Genomic DNA, 21,195 nt, shown 5'->3' with positions numbered 1-21,195 from the left:
GGGGACGGGGCACGCAGGATGCTCGGGCTCTCCCGACATCGAGAGACTTAGGCTCCCCTTCGTCGCTCCCAGTGATCTGACAGGAATAAGATGGACAGCGATCGGGCGTGCCTGAGACTTCGCCAGGCTCACACTTGAACGAGAGCAGTGCACGCGACCGAGTCACATCGATCCAGGGAGGACGACCGTGTCCACAAGCGCCCGCTTGACACCGTCGATTTCGGAAACCACGTCCAAGACCCCACGCGGCACCCTCTATCGGGGTCGCGAAGGCATGTGGTCGTGGGTGCTTCACCGCATCACCGGAGTCGCCATCTTCTTCTTCCTGTTGGTGCACGTGCTCGACACGGCGCTGATCAGGGTGTCGCCGGAGGCGTACAACGCCGTCATCGGCACATACAAGAACCCGGTCATGGCCCTCGGTGAGGTCGTGCTCGTCGCCGGCATCGTGTTCCACGCGATGAACGGCCTGCGCATCATCGCCGTCGACTTCTGGTCGAAGGGCGCCAAGTATCAGCGTCAGCTGTTCTGGGGCGTCCTGCTGGTGTGGGGCATCATCATGGCCGGCTTCGTGCCCCGCCACCTGATGCTCGCGTTCGCCGGGTTCGGAGGGGGACACTGATGTCTGCACAGACCATGGCAGTCGCCCCGGTGCGCCGCCGCCGCGGAGTCAACCTCGAGAAGTGGGGCTGGATCTTCATGCGCGTCTCGGGCGTCGTGCTCGTCGTGCTGATCTTCGGCCACCTCTTCGTCAACCTCATGGTGGGCGAAGGCATCCACGCCCTCGACTTCGCGTTCATCGCCGGCAAGTTCGCCACGCCGTTCTGGCAGTGGTGGGACGTGCTGATGCTATGGCTCGCACTCATCCACGGCGCCAACGGCATGCGCACGATCGTGAACGACTACGTGACGAACAGCACGGCGCGCAAGGCGCTGGTCTGGGCGCTCGGGCTGGCCGCCGGCCTGCTCATCATCCTCGGCACGCTCGTGGTCTTCACGTTCGACCCGTGCCTGGGTGTGACAGAGGACAGCGTCCTCTGGTCCGAATGCGCCGCGATCGTCGGGAACTAGAAGAAGGCATACGAGAAGTGACTACCGAGACGCAGGATTCCGTCGTCCGTGACGGCGTGCACTACCACCAGTTCGACATCGTCATCGTGGGAGCCGGTGGGGCGGGCATGCGTGCCGCCATCGAGGCGGGCCCCGGGGCGAAGACCGCCGTGATCTCCAAGCTGTACCCCACGCGCTCGCACACCGGTGCGGCGCAGGGCGGTATGGCGGCGGCCCTCGCGAACGTCGAAGAGGACTCCTGGGAGTGGCACACCTTCGACACCGTCAAGGGCGGCGACTACCTCGTCGACCAGGACGCGGCCGAGATCCTCGCGAAGGAGGCCATCGACGCGGTCATCGACCTCGAGAACATGGGCCTCCCCTTCAACCGCACGCCCGAGGGCAAGATCGACCAGCGCCGCTTCGGCGGGCACACCGCAGAGCACGGCAAGACCCCGGTCCGCCGTGCCTGCTACGCCGCCGACCGCACCGGCCACATGATCCTGCAGACGCTGTTCCAGAACTGCGTCAAGCTCGGCATCAACTTCTTCAACGAGTTCTACGTCCTGGATCTGCTCACGGTGAAGGACGCCGACGGCAAGACCCAGGTCTCGGGCGTCGTCGCCTACGACCTCGCCACCGGCGAGCTGCACGTCTTCCAGGCCAAGGCCGTGATCTTCGCGACCGGCGGTTTCGGCAAGATCTTCAAGACGACCTCGAACGCGCACACCCTCACCGGCGACGGCGTCGGCATCGTGTGGCGCAAGGGACTCCCCCTCGAGGACCTGGAATTCTTCCAGTTCCACCCGACCGGGCTCGCCGGTCTCGGCATCCTCCTCACCGAGGGTGCACGAGGAGAGGGCGCGATCCTGCGCAACGCCTCGGGTGAGCGCTTCATGGAGCGCTACGCCCCGACCATCAAGGACCTCGCCCCTCGCGACATCGTCGCCCGCTGCATGGTGCAGGAGGTCCTCGACGGCCGTGGCGCCGGTCCCCACAAGGACTACGTGCTGCTGGACTGCACGCACCTGGGAGCCGAGGTTCTCGAGACCAAGCTCCCCGACATCACCGAGTTCGCCCGTACGTACCTCGGCGTCGACCCGGTCGTCGAGCCCGTGCCCGTGATGCCCACCGCGCACTACGCCATGGGCGGCATCCCGACCAACAACGACGGCGAGGTGCTCGCGGACAACACCACCGTCGTCCCCGGCCTCTACGCCGCCGGCGAGTGCGCCTGCGTCTCGGTGCACGGCGCGAACCGCCTCGGCACCAACTCGCTCCTGGACATCAACGTCTTCGGCAAGCGCGCCGGCCGCAACGCCGTCGAGTACGTCAAGACCGCCGAGTTCGTGCCGCTCCCCGAGAACCCGGCGGCATTCGTGTCGGGCATGCTCGAGGACCTGCGCAACAACCAGGGCACCGAGCGCATCGCCGTGCTCCGCAAGACCCTGCAGGACGAGATGGACAAGGGCGCGCAGGTCTTCCGCACGCACGATTCCCTCCAGCACGTGCTCGGCGTGATCGCCGAACTGCGTGAGCGCTACAAGAACGTCCACGTCGACGACAAGGGCCAGCGGTTCAACACCGACCTGCTCGAAGCCGTCGAGCTGGGCTTCCTCCTCGACATCGCCGAGGTCGTCGTCTACGCCGCGCAGAACCGCGAGGAGAGCCGCGGCGGACACATGCGCGACGACTTCCCGAAGCGCGACGACGAGAAGTACATGAAGCACACCATGGCCTACCTGACCGGTGACCCGCACTCCTCCACGCCGAGCGATCACATCAAGCTCGACTGGAAGCCGGTCGTCTTCACGAAGAACGAGCAGGGCGAGTTCAACTACCCGCCGATGGAGAGGAAGTACTGAGCATGTCGACCGCCATCGCAGAGGCACCTGCCGACACGACCGAGGAGACCGGCATCCAGTCCTTCGTCGTCACGTTCAACATCCGCCGGTTCAACCCGGAGGTCGACGCCGAGCCGCACTGGGTCGACTACGACGTGGAGCTCTACTCCACCGACCGTGTGCTCGACGCCCTGCACAAGATCAAGTGGGAGGTCGACGGCTCCCTGACCTTCCGCCGCTCCTGCGCCCACGGCATCTGCGGCTCCGACGCCATGCGCATCAACGGCCGCAACCGCCTCGCCTGCAAGACGCTGATCAAGGACCTCGACATCTCGAAGCCGATCTACGTCGAGGCGATCAAGGGCCTGCCGCTGGAGAAGGACCTGGTCGTCGACATGGAGCCGTTCTTCGCGTCGTACCGCGAGGTGCAGCCGTTCCTGGTCGCCAGCTCCGTGCCGGAGAAGGGCAAGGAGCGCGTCCAGTCCATCGCCGACCGCGAGATCTTCGACGACACCACCAAGTGCATCCTGTGCGCCGCGTGCACCTCGTCCTGCCCCGTGTTCTGGACCGACGGGCAGTACTTCGGCCCGGCCGCGATCGTCAACGCCCACCGCTTCATCTTCGACTCCCGCGACGACAACGCGGCGGTCCGCCTCGACATCCTCAACGACAAGGAAGGCGTGTGGCGCTGCCGCACCACCTTCAACTGCTCCGAGGCATGCCCCCGTGGCATCGAGGTCACCAAGGCCATCGCCGAGGTCAAGCAGGCCGTGCTCCGCGGGCGTCCCTGACGACGCTTCTGCAGTCGCATCCGAACAGGCGGTCCCTTCCGGGGCCGCCTGTTCGCGTATCCGCCACCACTCTCCTCGCCGCCACCTCTTGGGTAGGGTGGGGAGGTGTCCGAACCCGATGGCTCCGAGGCCGAGTCCGGTCGCCTCGATGCGGCCGTCGAACGCGCGACCGCACTGACACAGCGCACCCTCGGTCTGTTCCCTGTGCGGGTCTGGCGCCACTTCCTGCAGCACAACGGATTCCTCCTCGCTGCGGGCGTGAGCTATCAAGCGCTGTTCGCGATCTTCGCGGCGATCTATCTCGTCTTCGCGATCGCCGGGCTCTGGCTCGGTGGCAGCGAGGAGGCGGTGGATGGCCTGATCGCCATGATCAACCGCTACATCCCCAATCTGATCCTCCCCGAAGGCGGTGTCTTCACGCCCGCACAGGTGCAGGAGATCGCGGTGAACACCACGGGGCTGCTGAGCGTGACCGGTCTGATCGCCCTCGGCACCGTGATCTGGACGGCCATCGGATGGGTCACGTTCTCGCGTCGGGCGACGAGGGACATCTTCGGCCTGCCGCCGGACCGGCGCAGCTACGTGCTGCTGAAGGCCAGGGACCTGCTGGCGGCCGTGATCTTCGGTGTCTCTCTCGTCGTCGGCTCACTGCTCAGCTCCGCCAGCGCGGCGGTGCTGAGCTGGCTCCTCAGCCTGCTGGGGTGGGACTCCGGCTCCGACGGGATCAACATCAGCATCCGCATCGGCACCGTGCTGGTGTCCTTCGCCCTGATGTCCGGGGCGCTGGCGGCGATGGTGCGCTTCCTGACGGGAACGTCACTGCACTGGCACGTGATCTGGCCGGGGGCGCTTCTCGGCGGCGGCGCGATGACCATCCTCCAGTACGGGGCCGGATTCCTGCTGAGCTACACGCCCTCCAACCCACTGCTCGCCACGTTCGCCATCTTCATCGGGCTCCTGCTGTGGTTCCGTGTGAACGGGGTGGTGATGCTGGTGGCGTCCTCCTGGATCGCTGTCGCCGCGCAGGATCGCGATCTACCTCTGTTGACGCTCACGGATGCCGAACGCCGCGTGGCCGAGTATGAAGCGCTGTTGACGGCGGCGCGCATCCGGGTGCGCAAAGCCCACGCCGCCCGCGAGAGTGCGCCGTGGTACCGCGCCTGGGCTGCGGAGAGGGCCGTGCGCGACGCGGAGCAGGAGCTCACGGACCTCGAGGCCTCTCCTCCCCCACCCGACGACCCGCGCGGCCCGCTGGCCCAGCGCCTGCTCACGGAGCTGCATCGACCGGGACGGGATGTCGGCGGCGCTCGTTAGGCTTGTGACCATGCCTCATCTGCGTATCGCCACGGTCAATGTCAACGGAATCCGAGCGGCGGCTCGCAACGGGATGAGCTCCTGGTTGGACGATGCCGGCGTCGACATCCTCACGCTCCAGGAGGTCCGCGGGCAGGACGAGCACCTCGAGGCCGCACTCCCCGGCTGGTCTTTCGTGCACGATGAGGCCACAGCGAAGGGGCGGGCCGGCGTCGCCATCGCCAGCCGCACTCCCGCGCTGGCCTCCCGCACCGATTTCGGCCCCGACGACTTCGACTCCAAGGGTCGCTGGATCGAAGCCGACTTCCTGATCGGCGATCGCCCGCTCACCGTCGTGAGCGCCTACGTGCACTCCGGCGAGGCCGACACCCCGAAGCAGGACGAGAAGTGGAAGTTCCTCGACGCGTTCGGGACGCGCCTGGGCGAGCTCGGCTCCGACGGCGCCCTCGCGCTCGTCACAGGCGACCTGAACGTCGGGCACCGTGAGCTCGACATCAAGAACTGGCGAGGCAACCGCAAGAAGGCCGGCTTCCTCCCCCGCGAGCGCGCCTACTTCGACCGCTTCCTCGGCGAGGCGGGCACAGAGGTCTCGGGGGTCGACGGCACCGTGGGCACCGGCCTCGGCTGGATCGACGTCGGCCGAAAGTTCCACGGCGAGGTCGACGGCCCGTACACCTGGTGGTCGATGCGAGGACAGGCGTTCGACAACGACTCCGGGTGGCGCATCGACTATCACCTCGCGACGCCCGCACTCGCCGAACGCGTCGAGAGCTATCACGTCGCGCGCGCCGCGGCCTACGACCAGCGCTGGAGCGACCACGCGCCCGTCGTCGTCGACTACCGCTACTGATCCGCGACGGGCACGCCACCCGACGTCGTGACGTCCGGCGCTGTGAGGTCCGCATAGCGATACCACCCGCGGTACTCCAGAACCGTCCCGAGAACGGGGCTCGTCGCGCGCATGTCGATGGTGCGTCGACGGCGGGCCTCGTCCCAGCCGTCGACGAGCTCCACCTCGATGCGCAGGATGCCGCGGAGCGGGATCCGATACCGCCCCAGCCGCAGTGCGACGGCGCGAGTGCTCATGCGCAGCGCACCCTCGTCGGTCACCGAGCAGTGCTCGAGCATCTGCACCCGCCCTCGCGCGCCCAAGGCGTTCTGGACGATGCCGGGGTGACCGGTCGCGAAGAGTCGATCCGTCACGTACTGCGTCGCGCCGGGGAAGCGGAACTCGCGGACGGTGTCGAGCGTCGCCCGCCCCGAGCGCGATCGGCCTGACACGGTATCGATCCGGAACGGCACGTCACGCGCGAACCGCGTCACCAGCAGACCGGGACCGATGACAGGGGCGGCGAGACCGGCGACGCGTCCGAACCGGCTCCCGGCGACCGTGAACACGCCCTCGGCGCTGTCGCGGGGCGCCTCGACGCTCATCTGCGCGAGGATCTCGGGATGCAGCCGCTGCGCCTGCTCCCCCAGGGCTTCGAGGAAGGCCGCTCCACGCGCGGTCACTCTCGAGCCTCCTCACGGTACGGCTTCACGGTCTCCGGGGCGGGGCCGTCGACGAACTCGCACGTGAACGCGCCCCGATAGCCGAACAGGAACCCGAAGACGTCGTTGTGGATCTCGAGGTCGATCAGGTAGCACTCCTGCTCGTCGTCATAGCGCTCGACGAGCCGCGCCCGTCCGCTGAAGACCATCGGGAAGCGGAAGGCCGCAGGCCCCTCGTAGAAGCGCTGTGCCCCCGAGGTGAGCAGGAGCCCGCCGTCATCGGTGACGGCGAGGTCGAGGTCGACCGCGAGGTGCTGGTGGGTGCCCAGGTAGTCGACCACTCGCCGCCGGGCCTCGCTGTAGATCATGGTCGCGTCGAAGCGGCGGCGGCGACCGGGGCGCACGTCCATGGTCCGCACGAAGGTCACGGTCTCACGGCCAAAGTCGTCGACGTAGGCGTGGTTGTCGATCCGGAACGGCACGTCCTGTCCCCGCTCGGGGAAGAGGATGTTCCGGAAGGTCCCGATGAGGAGGAACGGCAGCGTCCACCACGGACCCCGGCGCACCTCGGTCATCACTCCGCGCCCGATGCAGCCGTAGCCGGCGTCGACGCCGACCCCGAACCGGCGCTGGAGCTGCGGGTGGAGCCGCGCGAAATCGGCTCCCAACGCGCGCTCGAAGATCCCGGCGCCTGTGGTCATACGAGCTCCTCCAGAGATTCCGGTGCGTCCTCCATGATCGTGCGTCCGGTGCGTCGCGGAGGCCGGGAGAGGCAGTTTCGTGCGCGAGGTCGGTGACCTCGGCGCAACGATCGCCATCCGCTGGTCTCCTCGGGCGTGATCCCCTGCTCGGCCCAGAGCCGCAGGCGATCGAAGCTCCGCGCCGTGAGCCACCAGACGAAGCGCCGCGTGATCAGCGGATCCAGCACGCGCCCGAGCCAGCCCCAGCCCGGGACGTAGTCGTAGCCGGTGAGGAATCGCACGCCGTCATCCGTCGGCACGTAGCGCCAGTACCCACGCCCGACTCCGAGCGGGGAGAGCACGTCGTCCGTGTCGAAGAGGAGCGCGGAGGTCCGCTCGCCCGTGCGGCTCTGCTTCGTGGCGAGCGAGACGCCGGTTCCGCGGATCGTGTGCACCCCCAGGTCGAGTTCGTAGCGGAAGTCCTGTGCGCCGTCCGCCCGGGTGCGCTGCGGCACGATGTCGCTGAAGCGCGCGTCCCAGCGCACGTGCGAGGACGGGTCCTGGGTCAGCGCCCACACCTCGTCCAGGGGCGCGCGGATGAGGATCTCGACGTAGAGGGCCCGATCCCCTCGCGACCGTGGGAGAGGAGAAGCGGAAGCCATGCGCCCATCGTAGGGGCACAGCACGCACCCCATAGGATTGATCCCGTGACGAGACCTCGCCTTTACTCCGGAATGCAGCCCTCCGCCGACTCCCTCCAGATCGGCAACTACATCGGCGCGCTGCTCCAGTGGCGGGAGCTGCAGAGTTCCTACGACGCCTATTTCTCCGTCGTCGATCTGCACGCGATCACCGTCGCCCAAGACCCGGCAGAGCTGCGTGAGAAGACGCGTCGTACGGCAGCGCAGTACATCGCCGCCGGCATCGAGCCGTCGCTGTCGACGCTGTACGTGCAGTCGCATGTGCGCGCTCACGCCGAGCTCGCGTGGATTCTCAGCACCATCACCGGCTTCGGCGAAGCCGGTCGGATGACGCAGTTCAAGGACAAGTCCTCGCGCTACGGTGCGGACTCGACCAGTGTCGGCCTGTTCACCTACCCGGTGCTCATGGCCGCAGACATCCTGCTCTACCAGACCGATGTGGTGCCGGTGGGCGATGACCAGAAGCAGCACGTCGAGCTCACGCGCGATCTCGCCGAGCGCTTCAACTCGCGATTCGGTGAGACCTTCACGGTGCCGATGCCCGTCATCCAGAAGGAGACCGCGCGCATCTACGACCTGCAGAACCCGACGTCGAAGATGTCGAAGTCTGCCGAGAGCGACGCCGGCGTGCTGTGGATGCTCGACGATCCGGCGAAGTCGGCGAAGAAGGTCATGCGCGCGGTGACCGACAACGAGGGCTCCGTGCGGTTCGACCGCGAGAGCAAGCCCGGCGTCTCGAACCTGCTCACGATCTATGCGGCGCTCACGGGACGCCAGGTCGCCGCGATCGAGGACGAGTACGCGGGACGCGGTTACGGCGATTTCAAGAAGGGCCTGGCCGAGGTCGTCGTCAACGAATTCGAGCCGGTGCGCGCCCGCGCCCTCGAGCTGCTCGACGATCCCGCCGAGCTCGATCGCATCCTGGCCGAGAACGCCGCCCGCGCCGATGCCGTCGCCGACGCGACGCTTTCGGACGTGTACGACCGGGTGGGTCTGCTTCGGCGCGTCTGACGCTCGCCTTAGGATGGGGGCGTGACTGATCCGCAGCTGCCTCCCCCGTCCGGTGCCGTGCCCTCCGAATCGCAGGTGCCGCCCGAGACGTCGGTCCCGTCGGTGCCGGCAGCGCCTGCAGGTGCGGTCCCACCTCCTCCGGCCTTCCCCGCGCCGCCCGCGTTCTCGGTCCCGCCGGCCTATCCGGTTCCGCCAGCGTACCCGGTTCCGCCGGCGTACCCGGCAGGTCAGGCCGCACCTCCTGCCCCCGGTCACCCTGCGTATGCGGCAACGCCCGGCTCTCTCCCGTCCGTTCCTGCTCCCGGATACCCTGCGGCCCCTCCCGGGGCGTACCAGGTGCCCGTCGGCGGCTACGCCGCACCTGCGGGCGCGTACGCCGTGCCGGAGACCACGCCCCGTCGCTCCGGGCTGATGGGCATGCTCGCGCTGATCTCCGCGCTCGTCGCCGCGATCGTGATGCCCATCGTCACGGGCATCAACGCCTTCGCGATCGGCCGCGTCATCCCGCCGAGCATGACCACCTACAGCGATGATCTGCGCATCTTCTCCCCGGTACGCGATCAGGTGCTGTGGACGGAGCTCTCCTTCTGGGCGGGCACGATCCTCGGCATCGCGGCGATCGTGCTCGGCATCATCGCGATCCGCAAGAAGCAGGGCCGCGGGGCCGGTATCGCCGCTCTCGTCGTGGCCGTTCTCGGCGCGGTGATCTTCTCGATCGTCCTGGTCATCGCGCTGGGCGCGGGAAGCGCCACCGGCCTCGCCGGCTACACCGCCTGATCGGTCGTCAACGGCCGGGCGTCGCCGCCCGGCTCACCGCGGTGCGTGGTGCTTCTGCTGCGCTGCGAGAAGGCCTTCGCCCACCAGCAGCTCGACGGCGTCAGCCGCATCCGCGATGAGGATCGGCAGGTTCGGCCGCTCCTCCTTGCCGAACGGAGCGAGCACCCAGTCCGCGGGATCCTGGCGCCCGACGGGACGGCCGATGCCCACCCGCACGCGCGGGAAGTCGGCGGTGCCCAGGGCACGTGCGACATCGCGCACGCCGTTGTGTCCGCCGTGACCGCCCCCGGTCTTGAGCTTGACCGTGTCGAACGGGATGTCGAGCTCGTCGTGCACCACGATCACCTGCTCGGCAGGGACCGAGTAGAACCGGGCCAGAGCCGCCACGGGCGTGCCGGAGACGTTCATGAAGGTGTTCGGCTTGGCCAGCACCAGCTTGTCCGCCCCGGGGCGCAACCACGTCTCGACGACGCGCGCTCCCCCCTTGTGCTCGCGGAACGCCTCGCTGCGTCGCGAGGCCAGCTCGTCGACCACCATCTGGCCGATGTTGTGCCGTGTGGCCTCATAACGGGGGCCGGGGTTGCCGAGCCCGACCACGAGCCAGGTCGATGCCATGTCCTCGTCCTCTCACTGCCCGGGGTGCAGAGCCTCGGTCAGGATACGACAGAGGGGACGCGATCGGATCGCGCCCCCTCTGTGATGAATCAGTCGGAGATCACTCCGCGGCGGCCTCTTCTGCTGCCTCGGTCGCCGCGGCGGTCTCGCCCTCTTCGTCATCCTCGGTGGGTGCAGCCGGGACGGAGATCGCGACGACGAGCACCTCGGGGTCGGAGAGCAGCGTGGAGCCCTTGGGGAGCTTCACGTCGGCGCCGGTGATGTGCGCGCCCTCTTCCAGGCCCTCGACCGAGACCTCGATGTTCTGGGGGATGTGGGTGGCCTCGGCCTCGATCGACAGCGTGGTCGCGTCGAGGTTGACGATGGTGCCCGCAGCGGACTCGCCCGTGACGACGATCGGGACGTCGATGGCGACCTTCTCGCCCTTCTTCACGACGAGCAGGTCGATGTGCTCGATGATCTGGTGCACCGGGTCGCGCTGGACGTCCTTGACGAGGGCGAGCTGGCCCTTGCCCTCGATGTCGAGCTCGAGAAGAGCGTTGGCGCGACGGATGATGAGCGAGACCTGGTGGCCCGGCAGCGCGACGTGCACCGGCTCGGTGCCGTGGCCGTAGATGACGGCGGGGATCTTGCCGGCGGCGCGGAGGCGGCGGGCGAAGCCCTTGCCGAAGCTCTCGCGGAGCTCGGCCTGGACCTTGGTGTCTTCAGACATGGGGTTCTCCTTCGGGGCACGCAGCGAAGGCGCCGCGCGGTGGTCTTGGAATTTTCGAACTCGCTGACGCAGGAGGAAAGCCACCGGGCTTGCTTCGCCGCGTCGATAACGGATGTTCGCGCACGCGCAGAAGCATCCCTCGCCGAGGTACAGCCTCAATGGTACCGGATGACCCGATAGGCTGAGGACACCGGTCCTTTTTCTGCAGAACACGGAGAACCCCCATGCTCGACGGCGCCTTCCTCTCGCACGCACTCCTCTGGCTGATCGGCGCCATGACCGTGTGCGCTGCCGTCACGTCGTTCATCGCGCTGTTCGCGATGGGCCGCTCGGGCTACCGCAAGGACTGACCTCCGCCGGACTCAGCGCGGCAGCCGTGCCGCCGCGGCGATGACGGCGGATGCGGTCCGCACGTCCGCCGACTCGTCCACCCTGATGCCGTGCTCATCGACTTCGAGGGACTCGAGCGTCTGGAGCTGCGAGTCCAGAAGCGCCGCCGGCATGAAGTGATCGGCCCGCAGACGCATCCGCTCCTCGAGCACGGCCCGACCGATCGCGAGTTCCGCGAAGAAGGTCTCCGGCGCCTCGGCTCTGATGACCTCGCGATAGGCACGTCGGAGTGCCGAGCACGCGACGACGATCCGCTCCTCTGCCTGGAGCGTCTCGCCCACGAGGCGGAGCCAGGGCTGCCGATCCGCGTCGTCCAAGGGGATTCCCGCCGCCATCTTGCGGACGTTCGCTGCCGGATGCAGGTCGTCGCCGTCGATGAACCGCGCACCGAGAGCATCGGCGAGGAACGCCCCCACCGTCGACTTGCCCGAACCGCTCGGGCCCATCACGACGATGCGCACACTCATGCCTCCCGGCCGAAGTCGATGAGCACCTTGCAGGAGCTCGCGGGGTCGGCGGCCCGTGCGAAGGCATCGAGCGCATCGTCCACCGGCAGCACGTGGCTGATGATACCGCGCACGTCGAGGCTGCCGTCGGCGAGGGCGGCGATGACCTCGTCGAACTCCGCCCCGAAGCGGAAGGATCCGCGCAGCGTGAGCTCACGGGTGATGGCCGTGGCCATCGGCGCCGGCACCTCTCCCCCGCGCTGGAGCCCCAGCATCACCACCGTGCCCCCGCGGGCGGCGGCGGAGACGGCGGCCGAGAGTCCGGGGACGGTGCCGCTCGATTCGATCACGACGTCGGCGTGCAGGTCGGAGATCTCGCTCTCAGCCCGTGCATCGAGCGACCGGATGCCGCGCGCCTCGGCGATGTCGCGCGGCTGCTGCTGAAGGTCGGTGACGGTCACGGAGGAGGCCCCTGCGCGCTGCGCCACTGCGGCGACGAGTTGGCCGATGGGTCCGGCACCGATCACGACGACCCGCAGACCGCGCACATCACCCGCACGCTGCACACCGTGCCAGGCGACGGCTGCGGGCTCGGCGAGCGCCGCCGTCTGCAGGTCGAGACCGGCGGGAAGCGCGTGCAGCATGCGTGCGGGCAGGGCGACGCGGCGCGCGAAGGCCCCCTGGGTGTGCGGCAGGTGCATCGCCGAGCCGAGATACGTCGACGCCGGCGCGAGGTTGGGATGCGCCGCCGGCCAGGGGGTGCGTCCGTCGCCGTGCGCGGTGAGCGGATGGACGGCCACGGGAGTGCCGACCGCAGGCCCCGTGCCGTCGGCCGCGGCGACGCAGACGACGCCGGACACCTCGTGTCCGAGGATCATCGGCTCACGCAGCACCGAGGCACCGGCGGCTCCATGTCGCCAGTAGTGGAGGTCTGATCCGCAGATGCCGCCGTAAGCGATGTCCACGACGGCTTCATCCGGTCGGGGCGCCGGGGCGCCGATGTCTTCGATCCGCAGATCCTCGGCGGCATGCGCCACCACGGCGAGGTTGTTCACCGCGCTCCTTCCTCGGTCACACGAATGCCGTGACCAGCTCGATTCCCGCGACCCTGACGGTCACGGTCTGCCCGGGCTCCACGGGCGCCTGGGAGTGCGGAGCGCCGGTCATGACGACGTCTCCCGGTCCGAGCGGAGACCACGCGGCCACGTAGGCGAGGCATTCCCGGATCGACATGGGCAGCTGCCTGCTTCCCGTCTCGGCGACCAGGCGTCCGTCCACCTCCACCTCGAGGCTCACGTCGCCGATCCCGACCTCGGTGTCGATCCAGGGGCCGAGCGGGGTGTAGCCCTCCCCCGACTTCGATTCGAAGTTGCGGGGGTCGAACGCCGCTCGATCCGGGCTCGAGAGGTCGTTCACCGCCGTGACGCCGAGCACGTACTCGTGCGCGTTGTGCACGGTCAGCCCCGGAGTCGGGCGCCCGATCACGACGGCGATCTCGCCCTCGGCGACCTGGGCACCGGCGTCGCGGCGCATCACGACCTCGGCACCGCTGCCGATCACCGTCCGCGGACTCTTGAGCCACGCCTGCACCGGCGACACGTGCTCCGGTCCGTTCTGGGCGATGCCGACGATCACCACGGGGTCCACCGGCGCGATCATCGCCCCGTCGACGGCGTCTCCTTCATCGCTCGGCAGGCGCCCCTCGGCGAAGGCAACGAAGGGATCGGACAGCGGGATCAGCCCGTCCGCCGTCTCGCGCACCCAGCGGGGGCCGTCGGCGGTGTCGATGCGCCCGAGACGCATCAGACGACCGCCGTCATGCCGCCGTCGACGAACAGCGTCTGCCCGTTGACGAAGTCGCTCGCGCCACTGGCGAGGAACAGCAGGGCACCGACGAGGTCCTGGGTGTCTCCCCAGCGGCCGGCGGGCGTGCGTCCGCGCACCCACTGCGAGAACTGCTCGTCCGCGACGAGCGCCTTCGTGAGCTCGGTCGCGAAGTACCCGGGAGCGATCGCATTGGCCTGGATGCCGTGCGGGGCGAGATCGGCGCACAATCCCTTCGTGAACATCACGATGGCACCCTTGGTGGCCGAGTAGGCAGCGATCGAAGGACGCGCGAGCTGCGACTGCACGCTGCCGATCTGGATGATCTTGCCCGAGCCGCGTGCGATCATCCCGGCGGAGACTCGTCGCGACAGATGGAAGACGCTGGAGAGGTTGGTCTGCACGAGCGCATCCCAGTCCTCGTCGGCGAACTCCGCGATCGGCGCTCGGCGCTGGACCCCGGCGTTGTTCACGAGGATGTCGGGGGTGCCGACCAGACGCTCGACCTCGGCCATGCCGGCATCCACCGCCGCGGCGTCGGTCACGTCGAAGACGACGCTGTGCACGACGGCTCCCGTGGCGTGCGCGATCTCGTCGGCCGATGTCCGGGCCTTGACAGCGTCCCGTCCGTGCACGACGACGGTCGCGCCCGCTCCGGCGAGCCCCGCCGCGAGTGTCCTGCCGATCCCCTGGCTCGACCCCGTGACCAGCGCCGTGCGCCCCGTCAGATCGAAGGCGGCGAGTCCCGCCGGCAGCGCGGTCATCGGCCCACGGCCTTGATCGACACCGTGGTGGCGAACACGTCGTCGCCGGCCTCGGCCCTCGAGACCTTGATCGCGTCATCGACGCGGGTGAGGTCGCGACGAAGGGTCTCGGGCGCGAGGAAGGTCGACGCGGTGGTGATGAGGGCGAGCACGGCCATGTAGATGGCCAGCAGCACCCAGTTGCCGTCGCTCACCGCGATCAGGTAGGCACCGAGGACACCAGCGAGACCGCCGGCGAGCACGGCCGAGATCTCGCGGGCCATCGCGACACCCAGGTAGCGGTGACGGTTGCCGAAGAGCTCGGGGAGCATGGCGCACTGCGGTCCGAGCATGCTGTTCACGGCGACACCGATGCCGATCGCGATCACGCCGATCGCCACGGCGTAGTTTCCGAGCGACAGCAGCCACCACGCGGGGAAGGTGTAGACGAGCATGAACACCGCCCCGAAGCGGTACACCGTGCGACGCCCGAAGCGGTCGGAGAGGTGGCCGGTGAACGGCACGGAGAACACGCCGATCAGCGATCCGAGGGTGACACCCCACGTGAGCAGGCTCTTGTCGGCGTTGTCGCCGATCACGGTGACGAAGAACGCGAGACCGAGTGTCTGGAACATGTAGGAGCCGCCGTTCTCGGCCATCCGCAGACCCACGCCGACGATCACACCGGGCAGCCCGTGCGTGAAGATCTCCTTGATCGGGCGGTCGGCGACCTGCTCGTGCTTCTCGAGCTCGATGAACGTCGGCGTCTCGCGCAGTCGCATCCGGATGAACAGCGCGAGCAGGATCAGCGCGAAGGAGGCGAGGAACGGCACGCGCCAGCCCCAGCTCAGCAGCTGGTCCTCGGGGAGCAGCGTGATCAGGCCGAAGACGACCGCGGCGAGCAGCGTTCCCGCCTGGATGCCGACGAACGGCAGGGCCGAGAAGAAGCCGCGACGCTTCACCGGCGCGTACTCGGCCATCAGCACGGTCGCGCCCGCCTGCTCGGCCCCGGCACCGAAGCCCTGCAGCAGACGCATCAGCACCAGCAGGATCGGCGCCCAGACACCGATCGCGGCGTAGGTGGGCAGCAGACCGATCGCGGTCGAGGCTCCGCCCATCAGCACGATCGTGGCGACCAGGACCCACTTGCGCCCGAGCTTGTCTCCGAGGACACCGAAGAACAGGCCGCCGAACGGACGAGCCAGGAACCCGACGCCGAAGGTCGCGAAGGCGGCGACCGTGGCCATGGCCGGGTCGTCCTGAGGGAAGAACAGCACGTTGAAGATCAGCGCGGTCGAGAGGCCGTAGAGCGCGAAGTCGAAGTACTCCAGCGCGCTGCCGATGCTCGACGCAAGTGTCGCGCGACGCAGGTTCGCCGCGTATTCCGGGTCATCGGACGCTGCTCGGACGGGGGTGCGGGGGTCGGTCACGGCCATCTCCTTCGATCGGCTTCGCCTGCGGCGTGACCCCGACTGTACCAGCCCGTTGGATTGCGTTCAACCCTTTGGACCGGAGTCAGGCGCACGAAAAGCATGGCCCTCCATAAGGGCTCCGCCGGTTGCGCGGCGCGAGGGGTCAGCGCCGGACGGCGGCGCTGAACGGGTTCGTCAGCGCCGCGGCGGCCTCGCGCAGAGCCTCACCCACGCGCTCGATGCGCTCGTAGTCGGCTTCGGCGGCGCGGATCGCCACTCCCAGCGCGAGGGGCGGATCGGTCGGAGCCCAGCCCTCCAGCGGCACGGCCACGCCGACGATGCCACGGAAGGACTCCTCGGCGTCCAGCGCCCAGCCTCGGCGGCGGGCCGTGGCCAGCACTTCCAGAAGGCCGGACATGGTGGTCGCACTCCGCTCGGTGAGCTGAGGGAAGACGGCATCCTCACCGAGGAGCTCGACCACCTCGGCGTCACTCATCGCCGCCAGGAGCGCGCGGCCCGTCGCCGACAGCGGGGCCGGGAGCCGCGAACCGAGCGGCGTGCCCAGCCGGAGCGACCGCGACCCCTCGTGCCTGGCGAGGTAGAGCGCATCGGTGCCGTCGAGCATCGCGACCTGGACGAGCTCGGAGGCGAGCTGCGGGGAGGCCTCGCACACGCTGTAGAACTCGCGTACCTGGTTGAACTGCGCCGCGAACGCTCCTCCGAGCTCCGCGGTGCGCACCCCGAGGCGGTAGCCCTGCGGGGTGCGGTCGACCATGCCACCGGCCTCGAGCGCCAGACAGAGGTTCGCCGTCGACGACTTCGCCAGCCCCAGGTCTCCCGCGAGCTCCGTGAGCGTGCGCGGGCCACCGGCCTCGGCGAGGATGCCGAGCAGGCGGATGCTGCGAGTCACGGCCGGCGCGGGGTCGCGTCCTTCGCGGGTGTCGTCGTCCATGGCCGCGCCTTCCGCCTTCAGGGATTCCTGCAGGCGGTTGCCGCCTGCAGGCCGATCAGTAGAACTCGACCGTATCGACCACGGCGGTCAGCGGCTCGCCATCGAGCAGGCGCGCCGCGTTCTCCGCGAAGCGGCGGGCGATGCGCTCCTCCTCCTTCGAGCTGAGGGCCGCGGTGTGCGGGCTCACGAGAACGTTCGGATGGCCCCAGAGCGGCGAGGCGGCATCGAGGGGTTCCTGCTCGAAGACGTCGAGAGCCGCGAACGCGATCCGACCGTCGTCGAGCGCACCGCGCAGCGCGGTCTCGTCGACAACGGTGCCGCGGCCGACGTTGGTGATGATCGCGCCCGGCTTCACGGCTTCGAACACCTCGGCGCCGATCAGATGATGGGTCTGCGCCGTACCAGGAAGGGTGACGACGATCGCGTCGACGTGGGCCACCGCGTCGATCAGCTCGTCCAGCGGCACCAGGCGATCCACTCCGTCCACCGGTTCGCCGGACCGTGTCGTGCCCCACACCCGCGCGCCGAGCGCGTGGAAACGTCGTGCGCACTCCGCGCCGATGCCGCCGAGGCCGACGACCAGCACGGTCATCTCGTCGAGCTGACGCATCTCCCAGCGGTCGGGCCAGGTGCGGGTGCCCTGGTCGGCGAGAAGACGCGGGAGGTTCTTCGCGCCCGCCATGACCCCGAACACCGCGAACTCCGCGAGCGGTCCGCCGTGCACGCCCGCACTGGTGGTGAAGACGACGCGGTCGAGCTGCTCGCGATCGAGACCAGCGGCCTTGACCGAGGCGCCGCCACCGGCAGCGGTCGTCATGACCCAGCGCAGCCGCGGATTGGCAGCCACGGTGCGCGCCAGCGCCGCCGCATCCACATCGGGGATCCCGAACAGCACGTCGGCCGAGTCGACCATCTCATCGAAGGCCTGCTGCTCGCTCGGTGTGCGCACGTGGTCCGGGTCGCCGGACCAATCGGCGGGTCCGCGCATCGGCGGCATGAGCGCGTGATCGCGGATCACCTCGACGCGAGGCTCGAGCTCCTCGATCAGCCGACACAGGTCTTCCGCCAGCGGTACCGCCACGACGGCGCGCAGCTTCTTCTCGGTCCCCGTCATGCTGGTCCCTTCCTCGGGAAGTCTGGATCCCTCACCTTAGCCCAGTTCCAGCAGGTTGGACACTGTTCTATCTGTTGGAATATTGCTACCGTGTGCGCATGACCATCTCATCCGTCACCGTCGGCGTCGTGGGCCTCGGCGCCATGGGCCGCCCCATGGCCGACCACCTGCTCGCCGCACACGGCCGGCTCGTCGTCCACGCGCGGCGCCCGCAGCCGGAACTGCTGGCCGCCGGAGCCTCCTGGGCGCAGACGCCACGTGAGCTCGCCTCCAGAGTAGACGTCCTGCTCATGATGCTGCCGGACCTCCCTCCGTTCGAGGCCATGCTCGACGGCCCTGACGGACTGCTCGCCGATGCCGGCGACCTGCTCATCCTCATCGGCTCCACCTCCTCGGCACCCGCCGTCCGCGCGTTCGCGGAGCGTGTCTCGGACCAGACGGACGGCCGGGTACGTGTCGTGGACTGCCCGGTCTCGGGCGGCGAGGACGGGGCGATCGCCGGAACCCTCTCGATCATGCTCGGCGGCGCCCCGGACGACGCGGCCGTCGCGGCAGAGGTGCTCGCCCCCTGCGGCACACCCGTCCTGCTCGGCCCGCTCGGCGCCGGCGAGGTCGCCAAGGCCTGCAACCAGCTCGTGGTCTCCGCGACGATCATGGCGCTCGGGGAGGCCACCGTGCTCGCCGACCGCTCCGGCCTCGATCTCGACGCGTTGTGGTCGCTGCTGTCGGGCGGATACGCCGGATCGCGGCTGCTGGACAGCCGTCGCGAGAAGCTCATCACCGGCGACGACTCCCCCAGCGGCATCGCGCGGTACATGGTGAAGGACCTCGGCTTCGCGGCCGACATCGCCGATGCCACCGGCACCTCCCCCGTCCTGCTGCCCGCCCTGCGCGCGGCCTTCGACGAGCTGGTCGCCGCAGGTCTCGGCGACCGCGACATCGCCGTGTCACGACGCTTCATCGCCTCTCGTGACACAGGTGGCCACTGACCTGCCGTACAGCGATACGCTGAAACCACCCCTTCTTCACCATCGAGGAGCCTTCTGTGCCCGAAGCATCAGCGAACATCGGAGTCGTCGGACTCGCCGTCATGGGATCGAACCTCGCCCGCAACCTCGCCAGCCGCGAGGGGAACACGGTGGCGATCTTCAACCGCAGCTACGAGAAGACCCAGACGCTCCTCGACGAGCACCCCGAGGCCGGCTTCGTCCCGGCCCGCACCTATCAGGAGTTCGCCGACTCGCTGCAGAAGCCGCGTACCGCGATCATCATGGTCAAGGCCGGCGGCCCGACCGACGCCGTGATCGACTCGCTGGTCGAGGTCTTCGAGCCCGGTGACATCATCGTCGACGGTGGCAACGCCTACTTCCCCGACACCATCCGTCGCGAGAAGGCCGTGCGCGAGACCGGCATCAACTTCGTCGGCGCGGGCATCTCCGGCGGCGAGGAGGGCGCCCTCACCGGCCCCTCGATCATGCCCGGCGGTTCCGACGAGTCCTGGATCACGCTCGGACCGATCCTGAAGTCGATCGCCGCGATCGCCGAGGGCGAGCCGTGCGTCACCCACGTCGGCCACGACGGCGCCGGTCACTTCGTCAAGATGGTGCACAACGGCATCGAGTACGCCGACATGCAGCTGATCGCCGAGGCCTACGACCTCATCCGCCGCGGCACCGGCAAGTCGCCGGCCGAGATCGCCGAGATCTTCGCCGAGTGGAACAAGGGCGAGCTCGAGTCGTACCTGATCGAGATCACCGCCGAGGTGCTGCGCCAGGTGGACGCCTCCACCGGCCAGCCGCTGGTCGACGTGATCCTCGACCAGGCAGGAGCCAAGGGCACCGGCGCCTGGACCGTACAGACCGCACTGTCCCTCGGCGTCCCCGTCTCGGGCATCGCCGAAGCGACCTTCGCCCGCTCGCTCTCCTCGCACCCCGAGCAGCGCGCCGTGTCGCGCGACCTCCCCGGCCCCGAGGAGGAGTTCTCCGTCGAGGACACCGAGGCGTTCATCGAAGACGTGCGCCTCGCGCTCTACGCGTCGAAGATCGTCGCCTACTCGCAGGGCTTCGACGAGATCCGCGCGGGTGCGGCCGAGTACGGCTGGAACATCGACCTCGGCGCGATCTCGAAGATCTGGCGGGGCGGCTGCATCATCCGCGCCCAGTTCCTCAACCGCATCGCGGACGCCTACGCCGAGACCCCCGACCTGCCCGTGCTGCTGACCGCTCCGTACTTCACCGAGGCGATCACCCGCGCCCAGGCGCCGTGGCGCCGCGTCGTGATCGCGGCCGCCGAGGCCGGCATCCCCGCGCCCGCGTTCTCGTCGTCGCTGTCGTACTACGACGGCATCCGCGCCGACCGCCTCCCCGCAGCGCTCGTGCAGGGTCAGCGCGACTTCTTCGGCGCGCACACCTACAAGCGCGTCGACAAGCCGGGCACCTTCCACACGCTGTGGTCGGGCGACCGCACCGAGATCGAGGCGGAAGACACGCACTGACGTCGCGCCGTCGAAGGGCCGGGTACCGCGAGGTACCCGGCCCTTCGTGCATCGCACCACGATGCCGCACTCCCCTACTTCGTGATGTCCTGCACCACGCCCTTCGTCAGACGCAGCCGCCGTGTCGCATGACGCGCGACCGCCGAATCGTGCGTCACGACGATGATCGTGATCCCCTCGGCGCACAGCGATTCGAGCAGCGTCAGGATCTCGTCGCGCATGCTCTCGTCGAGATTGCCCGTCGGCTCGTCGGCAAGGAGAACGCGCGGCCTCTTCACGATGGCGCGTGCGATCGCGACGCGCTGCTGCTGCCCTCCGGAGAGCTCGGTGGGCAGATGGTCGCCCCTGTCGTCGAGCCCGACGTGTGCGAGCGCCTCGGCCACCCTGGTGCGGCGCTGCGCCCTGTCGAGACCGAGGGGCTCGAGCGCCATGTCCACGTTCTCCGTGGCGGTGAGCGTGGGGATCAGGTTGAACCCCTGGAACACGAACCCGATCTCCTCCGCCCTGATGCGGCCGAGCTCCTTCGCCGAAGCCGATGCGAGCTCTCTGCCGTCGAGCAGGAGCGAACCGGTCGACGGCGTGTCGAGGGCCCCGAGCAGCTGCAGCAGTGTCGACTTCCCCCCGCCTGTCGGCCCTTGGATCGTGACGAACTCGCCGGGCATGATGTCGAGGTCCACTCCGGTGAGCGCCTTCACGATGCGGCCCTTCTGCGTGTACGTCCGCGTGACGCCCGCCACGCGGTAGAGCGGGTGCTCGTCCTCGCGTCGTGGCGTCGTCGGCTCGAGGTCTGCGATGGTCATGCGGTTCTCCTTCTCGTGGAACGACTGCTCGGGC

The 21,195-nt window shown here is 69.0% G+C and carries 24 protein-coding genes; 11 read left to right on the top strand and 13 right to left on the bottom strand.

The genetic code is table 11. The features are described from left to right. Positions 1–187 precede the first annotated feature (187 nt). The 6 genes from sdhC to ASC55_RS16645 all read left to right on the top strand — a co-directional run bounded on the left by sdhC (position 188) and on the right by ASC55_RS16645 (position 5,849). Positions 188–622, top strand: a complete 435-nt coding sequence (gene sdhC, locus ASC55_RS16670; RefSeq protein ID WP_074731658.1) for a succinate dehydrogenase, cytochrome b556 subunit — start codon at positions 188–190, stop codon at positions 620–622. Further along, the gene (locus ASC55_RS16665; RefSeq protein WP_055877669.1) at positions 622–1,071 is read left to right on the top strand and encodes a succinate dehydrogenase hydrophobic membrane anchor subunit; all 450 of its coding nucleotides are present in this window, start codon (positions 622–624) and stop codon (positions 1,069–1,071) included. Before sdhC ends, ASC55_RS16665 begins: the two co-directional genes overlap by 1 nt. 17 nt (positions 1,072–1,088) lie before the next feature. Further along, entirely contained in the window at positions 1,089–2,915 is a 1,827-nt protein-coding gene (gene sdhA, locus ASC55_RS16660; protein WP_017828463.1) for a succinate dehydrogenase flavoprotein subunit, read from the top strand. 2 nt (positions 2,916–2,917) lie between these two features. Then, positions 2,918–3,685, top strand: coding sequence for a succinate dehydrogenase iron-sulfur subunit (locus ASC55_RS16655; protein ID WP_017828462.1), 768 nt, complete (start codon positions 2,918–2,920; stop codon positions 3,683–3,685). Between the two features lie 105 nt (positions 3,686–3,790). Next, the gene (locus ASC55_RS16650) at positions 3,791–4,999 is read left to right on the top strand and encodes a YihY/virulence factor BrkB family protein (protein WP_055877667.1); all 1,209 of its coding nucleotides are present in this window, start codon (positions 3,791–3,793) and stop codon (positions 4,997–4,999) included. A gap of 10 nt (positions 5,000–5,009) precedes the next feature. Next, positions 5,010–5,849, top strand: a complete 840-nt coding sequence (locus ASC55_RS16645; RefSeq protein WP_200935194.1) for an exodeoxyribonuclease III — start codon at positions 5,010–5,012, stop codon at positions 5,847–5,849. Here the strand turns inward: ASC55_RS16645 and ASC55_RS16640 are convergent. The 3 genes from ASC55_RS16640 to ASC55_RS16630 are packed head-to-tail and all read right to left on the bottom strand — an operon-like array spanning position 5,843 to position 7,832. Beyond that, positions 5,843–6,511: a DUF4166 domain-containing protein gene (locus ASC55_RS16640; RefSeq protein ID WP_055877661.1), complete on the bottom strand. Its 669-nt coding sequence runs from the start codon at positions 6,509–6,511 to the stop codon at positions 5,843–5,845. The two genes, ASC55_RS16645 and ASC55_RS16640, sit on opposite strands and share 7 nt — an antisense overlap. Beyond that, a complete protein-coding gene (locus tag ASC55_RS16635; protein WP_055877658.1) occupies positions 6,508–7,191 on the bottom strand; it encodes a DUF4166 domain-containing protein in 684 nt (227 codons plus the stop codon). Before ASC55_RS16635 ends, ASC55_RS16640 begins: the two co-directional genes overlap by 4 nt. After that, complete coding sequence (locus ASC55_RS16630; protein ID WP_082524392.1) at positions 7,188–7,832, bottom strand: hypothetical protein; 645 nt, start codon at positions 7,830–7,832, stop codon at positions 7,188–7,190. The genes ASC55_RS16635 and ASC55_RS16630 overlap by 4 nt, the downstream gene beginning before the upstream one ends. Before the next feature lie 45 nt (positions 7,833–7,877). On the opposite strand from ASC55_RS16630, the gene trpS reads away from it, so the two are divergent. Together trpS and ASC55_RS17750 are read left to right on the top strand one after the other, a co-directional pair. After that, the gene (gene trpS / locus ASC55_RS16625) at positions 7,878–8,882 is read left to right on the top strand and encodes a tryptophan--tRNA ligase (RefSeq protein ID WP_081603831.1); all 1,005 of its coding nucleotides are present in this window, start codon (positions 7,878–7,880) and stop codon (positions 8,880–8,882) included. A gap of 21 nt (positions 8,883–8,903) precedes the next feature. Beyond that, the gene (locus ASC55_RS17750; RefSeq protein ID WP_235563405.1) at positions 8,904–9,659 is read left to right on the top strand and encodes a hypothetical protein; all 756 of its coding nucleotides are present in this window, start codon (positions 8,904–8,906) and stop codon (positions 9,657–9,659) included. 33 nt (positions 9,660–9,692) lie between these two features. Here ASC55_RS17750 and pth read toward each other — a convergent pair whose 3' ends face one another. Further along, entirely contained in the window at positions 9,693–10,274 is a 582-nt protein-coding gene (gene pth, locus ASC55_RS16615; RefSeq protein ID WP_055877654.1) for an aminoacyl-tRNA hydrolase, read from the bottom strand. 100 nt (positions 10,275–10,374) lie between these two features. Next, positions 10,375–10,986, bottom strand: coding sequence for a 50S ribosomal protein L25/general stress protein Ctc (locus tag ASC55_RS16610; protein ID WP_055877651.1), 612 nt, complete (start codon positions 10,984–10,986; stop codon positions 10,375–10,377). 224 nt (positions 10,987–11,210) lie between these two features. Between ASC55_RS16610 and ASC55_RS17810 the strand changes: the two genes are divergently transcribed. Next, entirely contained in the window at positions 11,211–11,336 is a 126-nt protein-coding gene (locus ASC55_RS17810; RefSeq protein ID WP_017828452.1) for a hypothetical protein, read from the top strand. Positions 11,337–11,348: 12 nt separating this feature from the next. Here the strand turns inward: ASC55_RS17810 and ASC55_RS16605 are convergent, their stop codons facing one another. From ASC55_RS16605 to ASC55_RS16575, 7 genes are all read right to left on the bottom strand, one after another. Beyond that, entirely contained in the window at positions 11,349–11,843 is a 495-nt protein-coding gene (locus ASC55_RS16605; RefSeq protein WP_055877648.1) for a gluconokinase, read from the bottom strand. Beyond that, entirely contained in the window at positions 11,840–12,877 is a 1,038-nt protein-coding gene (locus ASC55_RS16600; protein WP_055870829.1) for a zinc-binding dehydrogenase, read from the bottom strand. The genes ASC55_RS16605 and ASC55_RS16600 overlap by 4 nt, the downstream gene beginning before the upstream one ends. 16 nt (positions 12,878–12,893) lie before the next feature. Next, on the bottom strand, positions 12,894–13,625 hold the full coding sequence (locus ASC55_RS16595; protein WP_055877646.1) for a fumarylacetoacetate hydrolase family protein: 732 nt from the start codon (positions 13,623–13,625) through the stop codon (positions 12,894–12,896). Beyond that, on the bottom strand, positions 13,625–14,410 hold the full coding sequence (locus tag ASC55_RS16590; protein WP_055877641.1) for an SDR family oxidoreductase: 786 nt from the start codon (positions 14,408–14,410) through the stop codon (positions 13,625–13,627). The genes ASC55_RS16595 and ASC55_RS16590 overlap by 1 nt, the downstream gene beginning before the upstream one ends. After that, on the bottom strand, positions 14,407–15,825 hold the full coding sequence (locus ASC55_RS16585; protein ID WP_055870821.1) for an MFS transporter: 1,419 nt from the start codon (positions 15,823–15,825) through the stop codon (positions 14,407–14,409). The genes ASC55_RS16590 and ASC55_RS16585 overlap by 4 nt, the downstream gene beginning before the upstream one ends. A gap of 139 nt (positions 15,826–15,964) precedes the next feature. Then, positions 15,965–16,753: an IclR family transcriptional regulator gene (locus tag ASC55_RS16580; RefSeq protein ID WP_055870819.1), complete on the bottom strand. Its 789-nt coding sequence runs from the start codon at positions 16,751–16,753 to the stop codon at positions 15,965–15,967. A 55-nt stretch (positions 16,754–16,808) separates the two neighbouring features. Continuing rightward, complete coding sequence (locus tag ASC55_RS16575; RefSeq protein ID WP_055877638.1) at positions 16,809–17,867, bottom strand: D-2-hydroxyacid dehydrogenase; 1,059 nt, start codon at positions 17,865–17,867, stop codon at positions 16,809–16,811. 98 nt (positions 17,868–17,965) lie between these two features. Between ASC55_RS16575 and ASC55_RS16570 the strand changes: the two genes are divergently transcribed. Together ASC55_RS16570 and gndA are read left to right on the top strand one after the other, a co-directional pair. Continuing rightward, a complete protein-coding gene (locus ASC55_RS16570; RefSeq protein WP_055877634.1) occupies positions 17,966–18,856 on the top strand; it encodes an NAD(P)-dependent oxidoreductase in 891 nt (296 codons plus the stop codon). Positions 18,857–18,912: 56 nt separating this feature from the next. Next, a complete protein-coding gene (gndA, locus tag ASC55_RS16565) occupies positions 18,913–20,361 on the top strand; it encodes an NADP-dependent phosphogluconate dehydrogenase (protein WP_017828443.1) in 1,449 nt (482 codons plus the stop codon). A gap of 74 nt (positions 20,362–20,435) precedes the next feature. Here the strand turns inward: gndA and ASC55_RS16560 are convergent, their stop codons facing one another. Then, a complete protein-coding gene (locus ASC55_RS16560) occupies positions 20,436–21,161 on the bottom strand; it encodes an ABC transporter ATP-binding protein (RefSeq protein ID WP_055871229.1) in 726 nt (241 codons plus the stop codon). Positions 21,162–21,195 lie beyond the last annotated feature (34 nt).

The sequence above is a fragment of the Microbacterium sp. Root322 genome (assembly GCF_001425645.1).
Lineage (GTDB): Bacteria > Actinomycetota > Actinomycetes > Actinomycetales > Microbacteriaceae > Microbacterium > Microbacterium maritypicum.
The sequence above is the reverse complement of the archived record's forward strand: the minus strand, read 5'-3'. Positions and strand labels throughout refer to the sequence as shown.

Excerpts from the sequence above, each read along its gene's own strand:
- ASC55_RS16665 (WP_055877669.1), top strand. The coding sequence starts at position 622 with ATGTCTGCACAGACCATGGCAGTCGCCCCGGTGCGCCGCCGCCGCGGA.
- ASC55_RS16655 (WP_017828462.1), top strand. The coding sequence starts at position 2,918 with ATGTCGACCGCCATCGCAGAGGCACCTGCCGACACGACCGAGGAGACC.
- ASC55_RS16645 (WP_200935194.1), top strand. The coding sequence starts at position 5,010 with ATGCCTCATCTGCGTATCGCCACGGTCAATGTCAACGGAATCCGAGCG.
- ASC55_RS16635 (WP_055877658.1), bottom strand. The coding sequence starts at position 7,191 with ATGACCACAGGCGCCGGGATCTTCGAGCGCGCGTTGGGAGCCGATTTC.
- ASC55_RS16630 (WP_082524392.1), bottom strand. The coding sequence starts at position 7,832 with ATGGCTTCCGCTTCTCCTCTCCCACGGTCGCGAGGGGATCGGGCCCTC.
- pth (WP_055877654.1), bottom strand. The coding sequence starts at position 10,274 with ATGGCATCGACCTGGCTCGTGGTCGGGCTCGGCAACCCCGGCCCCCGT.
- ASC55_RS16610 (WP_055877651.1), bottom strand. The coding sequence starts at position 10,986 with ATGTCTGAAGACACCAAGGTCCAGGCCGAGCTCCGCGAGAGCTTCGGC.
- ASC55_RS17810 (WP_017828452.1), top strand. The coding sequence starts at position 11,211 with ATGCTCGACGGCGCCTTCCTCTCGCACGCACTCCTCTGGCTGATCGGC.
- ASC55_RS16605 (WP_055877648.1), bottom strand. The coding sequence starts at position 11,843 with ATGAGTGTGCGCATCGTCGTGATGGGCCCGAGCGGTTCGGGCAAGTCG.
- ASC55_RS16595 (WP_055877646.1), bottom strand. The coding sequence starts at position 13,625 with ATGCGTCTCGGGCGCATCGACACCGCCGACGGCCCCCGCTGGGTGCGC.
- ASC55_RS16590 (WP_055877641.1), bottom strand. The coding sequence starts at position 14,410 with ATGACCGCGCTGCCGGCGGGACTCGCCGCCTTCGATCTGACGGGGCGC.
- ASC55_RS16585 (WP_055870821.1), bottom strand. The coding sequence starts at position 15,825 with ATGGCCGTGACCGACCCCCGCACCCCCGTCCGAGCAGCGTCCGATGAC.
- ASC55_RS16580 (WP_055870819.1), bottom strand. The coding sequence starts at position 16,753 with ATGGACGACGACACCCGCGAAGGACGCGACCCCGCGCCGGCCGTGACT.
- ASC55_RS16575 (WP_055877638.1), bottom strand. The coding sequence starts at position 17,867 with ATGACGGGGACCGAGAAGAAGCTGCGCGCCGTCGTGGCGGTACCGCTG.
- ASC55_RS16570 (WP_055877634.1), top strand. The coding sequence starts at position 17,966 with ATGACCATCTCATCCGTCACCGTCGGCGTCGTGGGCCTCGGCGCCATG.
- ASC55_RS16560 (WP_055871229.1), bottom strand. The coding sequence starts at position 21,161 with ATGACCATCGCAGACCTCGAGCCGACGACGCCACGACGCGAGGACGAG.